The organism is Actinacidiphila polyblastidii (genome assembly GCF_036353415.1).
Lineage (GTDB): Bacteria > Actinomycetota > Actinomycetes > Streptomycetales > Streptomycetaceae > Actinacidiphila > Actinacidiphila polyblastidii.
The window spans coordinates 44,106-57,689 of the sequence record NZ_JAZEWV010000022.1 but is presented as its reverse complement, the minus strand read 5'-3'; the positions used below and the strand labels follow the sequence as shown (position 1 = coordinate 57,689).

Genomic DNA, 13,584 nt, shown 5'->3' with positions numbered 1-13,584 from the left:
GTGCCAGAATCCCTCCCATGCCCCACCACTCCTTCCCCGACGACCTCGTCCAGGCGCAGCGCGACTGGTACGCCACCTATCGCGAGCTGGCCGCGAGCGGTGGCTCGGGCACGCAGACCACGGTGCTGCGGCGCCGCCTGGTGCGGCTCTCGGTGCGAATCACCGCGCACCCCTACTGGGCGACGCTGCCGGGCTCCGCGCCGGCCGCCCGGATGGCCCTCAAGGAGATGACGTGGGCCGACGCGCCGACCCCCGGCCCCGGTGCGGCGCCCGGCCCGGGGCGCGGTTCGGGCGCCCGCTCCTGACGGTCCCAGCGGCCCCACGGACATCTGTGACCACCTGGAGCGCGGACTTGCGAGAGCGCTCTCCGAATCGCTTGACACAGCGCTCCCCGAGCCCCAGGGTACGTCTTCGAGAGAGCGCTCTCACGAAGGCCGGGGGGCTCCTCGGCCGCCGTGCGCCGTCGGGACGCCGGCCGTCCTCCGGGTGTGTAAAGGTGGGTCGTACCTCATGTCGAACGGGGCCGCAGACAGTGAACTCCCCGAGCCGGGGCACCGGTCCGGGCGAACCGCGGCCGACTCGGCCGACGCGGCCGACTCCGGCAGGCTGAGCCGCCGCTCCTTCGTCACCGCGGCCGCCCTCGCCACCGCGGCGCCGGTGGCGGCCGCTGCCCCCGCCGCCGCGCAGTCCGCGGGCCGCGGGCACTCCCCCGCCGAGCCGGACTTCGGGCCCAACGTCAGGGTCTTCGACCCGAGCACCCCGGTCGCCGAGATCCAGGCCGCGCTGGACGCGGCGGCCGCCGAGCAGGTGGCCGCCGAGTTCGGCACCGGCCGCTACGCCTTCCTCTTCAAGCCCGGCACCTACGACGTCGACGCGCAGCTCGGCTACTACACCTCGGTGGCGGGCCTGGGCCTGACCCCCGACGAGGTGACGATCAACGGCGCGGTGCGGGTCGAGGGCCAGCCGCAGCCGGGCGGCGGCGACAGCGCGCTCACCAACTTCTGGCGCTCGGCGGAGAACCTCGCCGTGGTGCCGACCGGCGGCGTCAACTGGTGGGCGGTCTCCCAGGCGGCGCCGCTGCGCCGGGTGCACATCCGCGGCCAGCTCTTCCTCTTCCCCCGGCAGGGGGGCTACTCCAGCGGCGGCTACATCGCCGACTCGGCCGTCGACGGCCAGGTCGTCAACGCCTCGCAGCAGCAGTGGCTGACGCGGGACAGCGCGGTGGGCAGCTGGTCCAACGGCGTGTGGAACCAGGTCTTCGCGGGCGTCATGGGGGCGCCCGCGCAGTCCTTCCCGAACCCGCCGTACACCACGCTGCCCACCAGCCCGCTCAGCCGGGAGAAGCCGTTCCTGTACGTGGACCAGGCCGGCGGCTACCGGGTGTTCCTGCCCGCGCTGCGCCACGACGCGGTGGGCACCACCTGGAGCGGCGGGGCCACCGCGGGCTCCTCGGTTCCGCTGGACCGCTTCTTCGTCGCCCGGCCGACGGACTCGGCCCGCACCATCAACAGGGCGCTGTCCCAGGGCAAGCACCTGCTGCTGACGCCCGGCGTCTACAAGCTGACCGACACGATCAGGGTCAAGTGGGCCGGCACCGTGGTGCTGGGCCTCGGCTACGCGACGCTGACGCCGGTGCGCGGGGTGGTGCCGATGACCGTCGCGGACTCGCGCGGCGTGCGGATCGCCGGCCTGCTCTTCGACGCCGGCCCGGTCAACTCCCGGGTGCTGCTGGAGATCGGCGGCAAGCACGGCGGCCGCACCGACCCGCGCGAACCCGCGTCGGTGCAGGACGTGTTCTTCCGGATCGGCGGCGCGGGCGCGGGGAAGGCGTCCACCGCCCTGGTGGTCAACAGCGACAACGTGCTCCTCGACCACATCTGGGCCTGGCGCGCCGACCACGGCACGGGGGTCGGCTGGACGGTCAACACCGCGGACACCGGCGTCGTGGTCAACGGCGACAACGTGCTGGCCACCGGCCTGTTCGTGGAGCACTTCCAGAAGTACAACGTGGTCTGGAACGGCGACCGGGGCCGCACCGTGATGTTCCAGAACGAGCTGCCGTACGACCCGCCGAACCAGGCGGCCTACACCCACCACGGCGTCGACGGCTACGCGGCGTACAAGGTGGCCGACGGGGTCCGCCACCACGAGGGCTGGGGGCTGGGCAGCTACTGCTTCTTCAACGTCGACCCGACGATCCACAACGCGCACGGCTTCGAGGCGCCGGACCGGCCGGGGGTGGTCTTCCACGACCTGCTGACGGTGTCGCTCAACGGCGCAGGCGTGATCGACCACGTGATCAACGGCTCCGGCGACCCGGCCCAGGGAACCGCCACGGTGCCGGTGAACGTGGTGCGCTACCCCGCGGGCTGAGCCGCGCCGGCCGGGCGGCGGGCGGGGCGGGCAGGGCGGACGCCACGACGCGCCTCCAGAAAGTGTCAGGACCGACACAGGACCGGCACGGACCCTGCGCCCAAGGTGTCAGGACTGACAATTGACATGGCCGACACCACCATTAGGCTGTGCAGATGCCAGCAGAGCCGGCCGCCGCCGCACAGGAGCCCGGGCTGCGCGCTCGCAAGAAGGAGCAGACCCGCCGCATGCTGCGGGAGAGCGCCGCCCGGCTGTTCGCCGCCCGCGGCTTCGCCGGCACCACCATCGCCGACATCGCCGCGGCGGCGAACGTCTCGGAGCGCACCTTCTTCCGCTACTTCGACAGCAAGGAGGCGCTGCTGCTGCCGGACGGCATCGAGCTGTTCGGCTGGATCGAGCGGGAGCTGGCCGCCCGGCCGGACGGCGAGGAGCCGCTGCAGGCGGTCTGCGCGGCGCTGCTGGCCGCCGCGAAGCCCTTCTCGGCCGGCAGCCTGACCGCGCTCACGCATCCGCTGGAGGGCACCGAGGCGCTGGTCGTCGGCCGGCTGGTGCAGGCGTTCAGCGGGTTCGAGGAGCGGCTGACCGCGCTGGTCGAACGCCGGCTGCCGTCCGGCACCCCCGACCGGGACCTGCACGCCGCGGTGCTGGCCTGCGCCGCGCTGTCCGCGGTGCGGGCGGTGCTGCGCACCCAGCGCGGCAGGCGTGCGGCCGGGACCGCGCAGCCCACCGCGGCCGACCTGCTCCCCCGGGCCCTCGCCCTCCTCTCCCAGATCGGAACCCCAGCGACGTGACGAGCGACCCCGGCCGCACCCGGCCCCCGGGCGGGACGACCGCCGCCCCGACCGAGGCCCCGGCCCAGGCTCAGGTCCAGCACGCCCCGGCCCAGCCCGCGCCGGCCGACCGCGCCGCGCGGCCGACCCGGCGGCGGTGGCCGCGGCGCAGGCCGCTGCTGGCGGCCGGCGCGGCGGTGGCGGCCCTGGTGGTGCTGGCCGGCGCGGGCAACGTGCTGCTCGCACGCACCGCGCGGCAGCACATCGTGAACGCGGCCGACTGCCGGCTGCGCCCGGTCGGCCGGATCTCCGCCCACCTCAGCGGCAGTCTCGCCGGGCTGCGGCTGCTGACCGGCGACGTGGGCACGGTACGGATCGCCGCCGACGACGTCCGCCGCGACGGCACCACCCTGTCGGTCGCCGCCGAACTGCGCGACGTCACCACCAAGGGCCACAGCAGCGGCGGTTCGGCCACCGCCACCATCGCCTACGGCCAGCTGGCCGAGCGGCTCGGCGGCGGCGTCGCCGGGCTGCGGCCGGGCCCCGACGGCTCGGGCGGGCTGGCGCTGACCGGCACCCTCGCGGGCATTCCGCTGCCGGTCACCGTGCACGCCCGGATCGCCGCCGGCAACGACCGGCTGACGGTCACTCCGGCCGACATCGTGATCCTCGGCCAGGACTTCCCGGTGGCCCGGCTGGCCGCTTCGGGGAAGACCGCCCCGCAACTCTCCACGCTGGCGGGACGGCTGGGCCCGCGCACCGTCGCGGTGCCCCAACTCCCCGCGGGCGTACGGCTCACGGGCGCCACCGCCGCCGCCGACGGGCTGCGGCTGACCCTCGCCATCTCGCCCGCCGCGGTCAGCCGCCCGTCCAAGGGCTGTTCCACGTAACGACCTTGGAGAACGTCTCGACCGGGCGATCATCCCTCCCTAGGATGACCCTACTTCCGCAATCGCCGGATCACTCTGAGTCGAGACGCCATGAGGGGCCCTATGGAACACGGGGACACACCGCTGACCGACAGGATCGACGTGACGGTGCCCAGCGTGGCCCGCATGTACGACTACCTCCTGGACGGAAAGGACAACTACCCGGCCGACCGGGCGGCGACCGACCAGCTGCTGCGGCAGGTGCCCAGCATGAAGGTGCTCGCCCTGAACAACCGTCACTTCCTGCGCCGCGTCGTCCGGGTGCTCGCCGAGGAGTACGGCATCAAGCAGTTCGTCGACCACGGATCGGGCCTGCCCTCGGTGGACAACGTCCACGAGATCGCCCAGCGCATCCACCCCGACGCCCGGGTCGTCTACACCGACATCGACCCGATCGTGCTGGCCCACGGCCGGGCGCTGCTGGAGCAGAACGACAACACCGCGGTGCTCACCGCCGACTTCCGCGACACCGAGAGCATCTGGGGCAGCGAGGAGCTCAAGAAGCTGATAAGGATGGACGAGCCGATCGCCGCCCTGTTCGTGTCGGTGCTGCACTGCATCCCGGACAGCGACGACCCGGCCGGCGTGGTCGAGCGGGTCCGCGCCAAACTCCCGCCCGGCAGCTTCCTGGTGGTGTGCCAGCTGGTCAGCGAGGACGAGGAGACCCGGCGCGGCGTCACCGAGTTCATGGACGTCTCCACCGGTGGCCACTGGGGCCGGGTGCGCGAGCCCGAGGACGTCCACACGTACCTCAAGGGTCTGGACCTGCTGGAGCCCGGCCTGGTCGAGGTCTCCACCTGGCGCGCCGACAACGACCTGGCGCCGAAGCAGCTCAGCAACGAGTGGATAGAGTTCGGCGGCGTCGCCCAACTCTGAACCCGCGCGCGCCCTCCGGAGCGCGACGCGCGAAAGGGCCCCGCGTGCGCCGGTGTTCGGCGCGTGCGGGGCCCTTCGCGTGCGGCACGCCGCCGCTACAGATACCGCTTGAGCGCTTCCTCGAGCATCACCCGGCTGGCCGCGGGCGTCGCCGCCTGCGCACTCAACTCGTCCAGCGCGGCACGGTACTTGTCGAGGTCCTCCAGCCGGTCCAGGTAGACCGCGCTGGTCATGTGCTCCAGGTACACCACGTCGGGCAGGAAACCCTGGGCGAAGCGCAGATACGTCACCGCGGCGCCCGGCGTGGCCGCCGCGCTGGCCTCGTACGACGCGATCTGCAACCGCACTCCCGGCTGCCGCAGCGTGTCCAGCAGGTAGACCAGCTGGTCGCGCATCACGTCGGGGCCGCCGACCGGGCGGTGCAGCACGCCCTCGTCGATCAGCGCCCACAGCACGGGCGCGCCGGGCTGGTTCATCCTGCGCTGGCGCTCCAGCCGCAGGTTGACGCGCTGTTCGATCTCGTGCCGCGGCGAGAGCCGGTGGCCGCTGAGCACGACCGACCGCGCGTACTCGGGCGTCTGCAGCAGGCCGGGCACGAACTGGTTCTCGTAGGTGCGGATGACGTGCGCGTCCCGCTCCAGGCCGATGAGCTGCTGGAGCCAGTCCGGCACGACCTCGCCGTACGGCTGCCACCAGTCGGCCTGGGAGGAGCGCTGGACCAGGACGCCGATCTCGGCGCGCTCCCGCTCGCCGACGCCGTACAGCTCCAGGAGGTCGTCGACGTCGCGGGCCTTCAGCGAGACGTGGGCGGTCTCCATGCGGCTGATCTTGGACGCGTGCGCCCTGATGTGGTGGCCTGCCGCGGCCGGGGTCAGCGCCCGGCTCTCGCGCAGGGCGCGCAGGTAGTTGCCCAGGACACGCGCCATCGCTTTGGCGCCCATGTCGGGGCGACGTTCGACGAGTTGCACCGGCGAGACGGGCTGCAACGAAGCGGGCATGCGGGCTCCCAAGGAATACCGGACAGGCCAGTATTGCATCCGGGAGCCCGCTCCCGCCGCATAACCGATGCGTTCGGCGGGCCCTCTTCAGCCGGTGAAGGAGTCGAAGTCGCCGTCCTTCGCGCCCTCCACGAACGCGGTGATCTCGGCGCGGGTGTAGACGAGCGCGGGTCCGTCCGGATGACGCGAGTTGCGCACCGCCACGCTGCCGTCGGACAGCGCGGCCACCTCGACGCAATTGCCGCTCTGGTTGCTGCGGCCGCTCTTGGTCCACCGCGCACCGGCGAGCGAACTGGCCTGAACACCGTTGTCGAACTGCTGCACGTGCATCACTCCTTCGTGGGCTGGCCGTACCGCGGCCCGCTTCCGCATCGTGGACCACGACAGGTACACACGTACCCGGCGCGCACTTGCGAATGCAATTCCGGATGCAATTGCATCAGCATGCGGACGCAGACGATACTGTGGGTACTACCGTGATCTCGATGCGTGCTCGACAGCTTCGCTCGGAGGGGTGAACCGCATGACCGCCCTGTCGTCCGATTCCGCGAACGGCCTGTACGGACGGCGCCAACTCTCCTACGCGGAGCGGGATCTGCTGGAGCCTCAGACATCGCGGCAGGACTTCACCGCGCCGCCGCCCACCCCGCTCGACGTGTTCCTGAACAGCGAGCCGCGCGTATGGGGCGGCCCCGGGGACGACGGCGGCGAGGGCTTCGCCGCGCTGCGCTTCGACGCCACACCGACCAGCGTCACCCGCACCCGCAGCTTCCTGCGCAGCACCCTGACGCAGTGGCGACTGCCGGAGCTGGTGGACGACGCCACCACCATCGCCGCCGAACTCGTCGCCAACGCGGTGACGCACGCGCTGCGTCCCGGCATCGCGCCGCCGCACGCCGGACCCGGGCGCGCCGAGCGGCCCACCGGGTCCGGACACCGGCCCTCGGCCTGGATCGCCCTCGTCCGCACCGACCAGGCCGTCGTCTGCGCGGTGGCCGACCCGAGCCCGCAACTGCCGGAGATGTCCGAGCCCGAACTCTTCGCCGAGTCCGGCCGCGGGCTGCACATCGTGGCCGAACTCAGCGAGACCTGGGGGCACTCGCAGCCGGAGGCCGCCGGCAAGACGGTCTGGGCCCGTCTGGCCAGCGGCCGTTGACACCGCCGCGTTCCCGGCCCTGTGCCAAGTCGGCAGCCTCCCGCCGTGACGGCGGCCCGGTCACGCCACCTTGCGCACCTCGATCAGCAGCGCCTGCTCGGGGTTGAGCATCGGCATCGGCACGCCGGCGACCGCGAGCACCGCGCCCGGCAGCGTCAGTTCGCCCTCGACCGCACGGTCGAACCAGGCTGGCCCGCTGGTCTGGTGGAGCGAGGGCAGCCCGAGGTCGGTCCTGATCCGCACCCGGTAGGTCGCATCGGCGGCAAGTCCCGGCATCCTGACCCGGCCTGACTGGCCTTCGGGCGAGGTCGCCACCCGAGCCCAGCAGTACAGCGCGGCCGCGCCGTCATGGGCGACCACGCCGTGCAGCAGCGTCGCGTCGCCTTCCAGGTCGGCGCGCACCATGCGGCCGCCGTGCAGCAGCGGGCGCAGTTCGCGGTAGAGCGCGGTCCAGGCGGTGAGCCGGGCCAGCTCCTCGGGGGTGCAGCCGGTGATGTCCTGCTCGATGCCGGGGTGGCCGAACAGCGCGGTGGTCAGCCGGAAGGCGTCGGAGGTCAGCCGGCCGGTGGTGTGGCTGGGCGACGGACCGATGTGGCTGCCGACCAGCTCGGGGGGCAGCAGCTGGGCGGTCCAGCGCTGGATCTCCTGGCGCTCCACCGGGTCGTTGCAGTCCGAGGCCCACACCCGGTCGGTGCGCGCCAGGATGCCCAGGTCGATCCGGCCGCCGCCGCTGGCGCAGCTCTCGATCTCCAGCCCGGGGTGGCGCTCCTTGAGGGCGTCCAGCAGCCGGTAGAGCGCGGTCACCTGGCCGTGCGCGGTGGGGCGGTCGCCGGGTCCGTGCACCGCCTCGTGCAGCTCCCTGTTGTGGTCCCACTTCAGGTACGCGATGCCGTACGTGGCGACCAGGTCGTCCAGCGCGGTGAGCAGGTACTCGCGGACGTCCGGGTTGGCCAGGTCGAGGACGTGCTGGTGGCGCGAGGAGGGGCCGACGCCGCGGGCCGGGCCGAGCACCCACTCCGGGTGCTCGCGGGCCAGGTCGGAGTCGAGGTTGACCATCTCGGGCTCCACCCACAGGCCGAACTCCATGCCGAGCGCGCGCACATGGTCGACCAGCGGGGTCAGCCCCCCGGGCCAGACCACCGGGTCGACCGCCCAGTCGCCGAGCCCGGCGTGGTCCGAGCGGCGGCCGGTGAACCAGCCGTCGTCCAGCACGAACCGCTCGACGCCGACCTCGGCGGCCTTGCTCACCAGTGCCAGCAGCCGGTCGAGGTCGTGGTCGAAGTACACCGCCTCCCAGCTGTTGAGGATCACCGGGCGGGGGGTGCGCGGGTGCGTGCTCCTGGCGCGCAGCAGGGTGTGGAAGCGGTCGGCGAGACCGTCGAGCCCGGCGTCGGACCAGGCGAAGTGGCAGACCGGGCTCCGGTAGGTGTCGCCGGGTGCGAGGCGGATCTCGCCGGCCCGCAGCAGTTCGCCGCCGCCGAGGACGGAGGCGTGCACGCCGGCGCCCTCGGGCAGCCGCTCGGCGAGATAGCGCTGGTCGCCGCTCCACGCGACGTGCACCGCCCACACCTCGCCGGCGCCGAAGCCGAAGCCCTGCTCCCCGACGGTCATCAGGTAGGGCGAGTCCAGGCCGGGCTTTCCGCGGCGGACCTCGCGGGCGTGGGTGCCGTGGTCCAGCGTGCGGCGCTGCGGGGAGCGTTCGCGGCTCCACTTGCCGGTGAAGTCGAGGATCTCGGTGGCCCGGCGCGGCACCGGCAGCACCGTGGTGACCTGCGCGAGGTCGTACGGCGCCGGGTCGGTGCCGTCGGCGCGGCGGGTGACGGCGGCGGCGACCGCGAGCACTCCCGACGGGTGGAGGGTGTAGGTGAGGGCCAGGTCGAGTCCCGCGGCGGCGTCGTCCAGCGCGAGGGTCAGCTCGCCGCCGCCGTCCGGGTCCTGCCGGACGGCGGAGCCGGTCAGCGCCGGGCGGGGGGCGCCGGCGCCGCCGGCGAGGTGGCCGTGGTGGGCCGGCGTGCCGTGCCAGCCCTCCGCCTCGGTGGGCCAGACGGTGAGGCGGCGCGGGATGTCGATCGCGTTGTTCAGGATGGCGCCGTCGGCGGTCAGCGCGAGCGCCTCGACGGCGTCCTCGGACAGCTCGCCGAGGTCGGCTCCCCAGTGCAGGACTCTGGGCACCGGCTCGCTGAGTTCCACGACGAAGCTGGTGCCTGCCGCGCGCAGGGTGACGATCCGCGCGGGGGTGGTGGGCATACGGAGTCCTTTCCATTCGTCCGGCGGGGCCGCCGCCGCGGGGCGGACGGCGGTGCGGAGCGGTCCGCCCCGCGGCGGCGGCCCCGCCGGACACCGGGTGCTTGCGGTGGGTCGGTTCTTCCCGAGCGGCGTCCTGGATCGCGGCGCCGTTGCCGTACACAGGAGACGGGTACAGCTCATTCTTCTTCAGCATGTCGGTGAAGACCGGCAGATCCACGCCCTGCCGGCCGAGCGCCCGCGCCGAGGCGGTCGTCGCGGCGGGGAGGGAGGGGAAGAAGGCGCCGGTCCTGGACGCCTTCGCCTGGCAGGGCTGCCGGCCGGCCCGCCGGGGCCGCGCGGGGTCCCGGCGGGCCCCGGTCAACCGGCCGGACGGGCCGGTGGGGCCCCGACTCGCACGACCCGACTCGGACCGCCCGGCTCAGACGGTGATCCTGTCCAGGTCCGGGGCGTAGTCGGTCGCGTTGCCGAAGGTGAGGGTGTTCCCGCCGGCCTTCAGCCGCACCGGGACGGTGACGGACCGCGCCTGGCCCCAGTCGTTGTCGTTGCCGCCGAACACCGGGACCCTCACGGGGGCGCCGTCGACGCCGACGACGAGGGTGCGGCTGGAGTCGCCGTCCACGTAGTCGAGTTGCAGCAGGTAGGTGCCGTCCTTCGGTGCGGTGACGCCGCTGATGGTCAGCGTGTTGCCGTCGCCGCCGAGGTTGCCGGCCTTCTTGCCGCCGGAGCACCCGGAGCAGTCGCCGATGCTCGCGCTGCCGTTGAGCGTGTTGCCCGGCGCCTCCGCCTCGTACGAGGTGGGGCCGCCGGCGGCGGGTGTGGTGACCGGGACCGCGGGGCTCGGCGCGGAGGTGCGGCCCCTGCCGTCGTGCGCGACGACGGTGAAGGAGTAACCGGTTCCCGGTGCAAGGCCGTTGACCGTGGCGCTGGTGCCGGTGACGGTGGCGACCTCGGTGGCGCCGGAGTACACGTCGTAGCCGGTGACCGGCCAGGCGCCGGTGTTCACGGCGTTCCAGGCCAGCGAGACGCTGCCCGCGGTGGACGCGGTGCCGTGCAGGCCGAGCGGGACGCCGGGGTGGGCACCGGACTTGGCCGGGGTGAGGGTGAACAGCCGCGAACCGTGCGGCGGCAGGTTCTCGGTGAGGCCGCCGCTGACGCCGCCCAGGTTCTTGCGCGCCCACAGGTCGCGCACCGACGCCTTGCCGGAGATGCCCAGCGAGGTGAGGTCGGCGGTCACGTCGGAGTAGCCGGCGCCCATGTTGAACAGGGCCACGGTGTAGGTGCCGTCGGCGTTGCGTGCGTACCAGACCTGCTGGTCGGCGGACTGGCTCAGCGGACGGGCCGGGTTGCCCGCCTGGTCGACCGCGATGACCTCGTCGTCGGTGAGCAGCGACAGGCCGTACGGGTCCAGCTTGGTGAGGTCGTCACCGGTGTACAGCGGCGCGGACTCGATCGCCCAGAAGGTGGCGTAGCTCTGCCGCTCGGCGTCGTTGAGGCCGTCCATCGGGCTGACGCCCACGTCGAGGGAGTCGAGGTTGTTCCAGTGGCCGGGGCCCGCGTCGTCGATCCACGGCACGACGTCGGTCCAGCGGCCCTTGACCGAGCTGTTCCAGGTCACCAGGGTGTCGCAGTAGCACTCGACGTCGGTGTCGACGCGCCAGCCGTTGGAGTCGGCCTTCCAGACGTCCGCCCTGCTGTGGGCCAGCGCCCAGGACAGCGTCAGCTGGATGGGGCGGCCGGCGGCCTGCAGGGCGCGGTGCCAGCCCTGCACGTCGGGCACGTTGTCGTGCGCCGCGTCGCCCTGGGAGGACCCCGGGCCGACGCCGTCGATCTTGAGGAAGTCCACGCCCCAGGAGGCGAGTTCGTCGGCGACGGAGTCGATGTACTTCTGCGAGCAGGGGCTCGACCAGTCCATCTGGTAGGAGACGTTGTCCCAGCCGCTGGTCTTGCGCAGGTCGGGGTAGACCAGGTCCTTGGTGGTGCAGCCGGGCGCGCCGTAGACCGGGGTCCTGCCGTCGTCGTACGCGTCGATGTAGAGCCCGACCGCCAGGTAGAGCCCGAACTTCAGTCCCTTCTGGTGCAGTTGGTCGCCGACGTACTTCATGCCGTGTGGGAACTTCTTGCTGTCGGCGATCGGCCGGCCGTAGCCGTCGAAGACGTTCTTGCCGTCGTCGAGGTTCCAGCCGGCGTCCACGTTGACGTAGTCGTAGCCGTGCGGCTTGAGCTTGGCGGCCACCACGTCGGCCTGTTGCAGCACATGTGCCTCGGTGAGCCAGTTCTCACCGCCGTAGCCGGGGAAGTTGGTGGACTCCAGGCTCCAACTGCTCCAGCCCATGTAGGGCTTGGCGGCGAGCGCCGAGGTGCCGGTCGCCGCGCGGCTGGTGGTGGCGCCCGCGAGGGTCGGGGCGTGGGCGGGGGCCTGGGCGGGCGCGGCGGACGCGGCGGCGGGCACCGCGAGCGTCGCGGTGAGCGCGCCGACTGCCAGGACGGGCAGTGCCAGGGTGCGCAGAAGTCCGCCGCGGCGGGCGGGTGTTCCGCGCCGTGCGGAGAGTGCGGGTCCTGCTGGACGAGCCATGGGTGTACTCCATCTCGGCGCGGAGGCGTGCGGCCGGACCCGGACGGGTCCCGCCATGCCCGCGCACGGTCAGCCGCCTGAGGAATGGGGGAACGGGTGGTCCCCCGGTGGTGGTCGTCCCGGAGCACCACCGAGGGAGTCGGACCACGGCCGGAGGGGAGGAGAGCCGGCCGCACTCCCACCGGCGGAACCGTCCCGTCCGCACCGGCGGGGAGTGCGGCGAATGTAGCCAGGGTTTCCTTCCAACGTCAACATAGTCGGCAGGGAAAATCCGATGTCGGCCACAGCCAACTGCCAGAAGGAGCCTCCCCATCCGCCTCGGGACGCCGAAGGGGAGCCTTCAAGGGCCCCATACAGGGGGACACGCCCTCCCCCACATCGGCCCGCAGGGCACCCAGCCACCTCCCTTCCTTGGTTTCCACTGGAAATGTATGGTCCAGGGCATGAGCCTCGCCGATCAGCCGCCCGCCGCCGCCCTGGTCTTCCAGACCCTGCTCGCCCACGGGCCGCTGACCAGGGCCGAGGTCGGACGGCGCACCGGTCTGACGGCCGGCGCGATCACCAAGGTCGCCACTCCGCTGCTCGCCGACGGCTGGATCACCGAACTCGGCCGGCCGGTCGTGGAGCGGGCGAGCGGCCGCCCGGCGACGCTCATCGCGGTCCGCGCCGAGCGGGCCCGCTTCGTCGGCGTCAAGGTCACCGGCGACGAGCTGATCGGCGTGCTGGCCGACCTCACCGCGCAACCGCTGGCGACCGCGCGCGCGCCGCTCGGCTCGCGCGACGTGGGCACCGTCGTCCTGGCCATCGCGCGGCTGGTCACGCGGCTGCGCGAGGAGGCCGGCGCCGCACAGGACGGCGCGGTGCACAGCATCGGGGTGACCATCTCGGGCGACGTGGACGGGCAGACCGGCACCGTGTCCTACTCCCCCTTCCTCGACTGGCGCCGGGTGCCGCTGGCCCACCTGGTGGAGACCGCGACCGGCACCCCGACCGTCGTCGAGAACGACGTGCGGGCGCTGACCGTGGCCGAGCAGTGGTTCGGCGCGGGGGTCGGCCTCTCGTCGTTCGCGCTGGTCACCGTGGGGGCGGGGATCGGCGCCGGGCTGTCCATCGGCGGCCGTGTGGTGTCGGGGGCGCACGGGGTGTCCGGCGAGATCGGCCACCTGCCGGTCGGCGGCACCGACCGCACCTGCACCTGCGGGAACACCGGCTGCGTGGAGGCGGTCGCGTCCACCCACGCCATCACGGAACAGGCCAGGCAGGCCACCGGCGACCCGGAGCTGACCATGGCGGAGGCCGTACGCCGGGCGCACGACGGCGACGCCGCGGTCCGCGCGGTGTTCTCCCGGGCGGGACACGTGATGGGGCTGGCGCTGGCCGCGGTCGCCAACCTGATCGGCCCCGAGCGCATCATCATCTCCGGCGAGGGCGTGGCCTCCTACGACCTGTACGCCGACCAGATCCGGCAGACCTTCGCCGACCACGCCTTCGGCGCCGCCGCGGACTGCGACATCGTGGTCCGCCCGCTGCCGTTCGAGGAATGGGCGCGCGGCGGCGCCGCGGTCGCCGCCCAGCACCTCTTCGCGCCCGTCAAGTGACCGGACGGCCGGAGCGGGCCCGGCGGCCGGGCGCTCGGCCGATCGGGAGGGACGGGGCGATCGGC

The 13,584-nt window shown here is 73.3% G+C and carries 11 protein-coding genes; 7 read left to right on the top strand and 4 right to left on the bottom strand.

What is annotated here, in order from left to right:
* Positions 1–17: 17 nt before the first annotated feature.
* The 5 genes from V2S66_RS23280 to V2S66_RS23260 all read left to right on the top strand — a co-directional run bounded on the left by V2S66_RS23280 (position 18) and on the right by V2S66_RS23260 (position 4,948).
* Positions 18–305 carry a hypothetical protein gene (locus V2S66_RS23280; protein ID WP_330798061.1) on the top strand — a complete coding sequence of 96 codons (288 nt, stop codon included), beginning with the start codon at positions 18–20 and terminating at the stop codon, positions 303–305.
* Between the two features lie 205 nt (positions 306–510).
* Complete coding sequence (locus tag V2S66_RS23275) at positions 511–2,373, top strand: coagulation factor 5/8 type domain-containing protein (protein ID WP_330798058.1); 1,863 nt, start codon at positions 511–513, stop codon at positions 2,371–2,373.
* A gap of 155 nt (positions 2,374–2,528) precedes the next feature.
* Complete coding sequence (locus V2S66_RS23270; protein ID WP_330798056.1) at positions 2,529–3,164, top strand: TetR/AcrR family transcriptional regulator; 636 nt, start codon at positions 2,529–2,531, stop codon at positions 3,162–3,164.
* Positions 3,161–4,033, top strand: a complete 873-nt coding sequence (locus V2S66_RS23265; RefSeq protein ID WP_330798054.1) for an LmeA family phospholipid-binding protein — start codon at positions 3,161–3,163, stop codon at positions 4,031–4,033. Before V2S66_RS23270 ends, V2S66_RS23265 begins: the two co-directional genes overlap by 4 nt.
* Positions 4,034–4,135: 102 nt before the next feature.
* The gene (locus tag V2S66_RS23260; protein WP_330798053.1) at positions 4,136–4,948 is read left to right on the top strand and encodes an SAM-dependent methyltransferase; all 813 of its coding nucleotides are present in this window, start codon (positions 4,136–4,138) and stop codon (positions 4,946–4,948) included.
* Positions 4,949–5,043: 95 nt separating this feature from the next.
* Here V2S66_RS23260 and V2S66_RS23255 read toward each other — a convergent pair whose 3' ends face one another.
* Both V2S66_RS23255 and V2S66_RS23250 read right to left on the bottom strand, forming a co-directional pair.
* Positions 5,044–5,946: a helix-turn-helix domain-containing protein gene (locus tag V2S66_RS23255; protein WP_330798051.1), complete on the bottom strand. Its 903-nt coding sequence runs from the start codon at positions 5,944–5,946 to the stop codon at positions 5,044–5,046.
* A gap of 87 nt (positions 5,947–6,033) precedes the next feature.
* Entirely contained in the window at positions 6,034–6,276 is a 243-nt protein-coding gene (locus V2S66_RS23250; protein ID WP_330798049.1) for a DUF397 domain-containing protein, read from the bottom strand.
* Positions 6,277–6,469: 193 nt separating this feature from the next.
* Here V2S66_RS23250 and V2S66_RS23245 point away from each other — a divergent pair, with 193 nt between their 5' ends.
* Complete coding sequence (locus tag V2S66_RS23245) at positions 6,470–7,102, top strand: ATP-binding protein (protein ID WP_330798047.1); 633 nt, start codon at positions 6,470–6,472, stop codon at positions 7,100–7,102.
* Positions 7,103–7,162: 60 nt separating this feature from the next.
* Here V2S66_RS23245 and V2S66_RS23240 read toward each other — a convergent pair whose 3' ends face one another.
* Together V2S66_RS23240 and V2S66_RS23235 are read right to left on the bottom strand one after the other, a co-directional pair.
* Positions 7,163–9,349 (bottom strand): alpha-galactosidase, encoded by a 2,187-nt coding sequence (locus tag V2S66_RS23240; RefSeq protein WP_330798045.1) that lies wholly within the window; start codon positions 9,347–9,349, stop codon positions 7,163–7,165.
* Between the two features lie 418 nt (positions 9,350–9,767).
* A complete protein-coding gene (locus V2S66_RS23235; protein WP_330798043.1) occupies positions 9,768–11,921 on the bottom strand; it encodes a fibronectin type III domain-containing protein in 2,154 nt (717 codons plus the stop codon).
* A gap of 443 nt (positions 11,922–12,364) precedes the next feature.
* Between V2S66_RS23235 and V2S66_RS23230 the strand changes: the two genes are divergently transcribed.
* Positions 12,365–13,519 carry an ROK family transcriptional regulator gene (locus V2S66_RS23230; protein ID WP_330798042.1) on the top strand — a complete coding sequence of 385 codons (1,155 nt, stop codon included), beginning with the start codon at positions 12,365–12,367 and terminating at the stop codon, positions 13,517–13,519.
* The last annotated feature ends 65 nt before the right edge of the window (positions 13,520–13,584 follow it).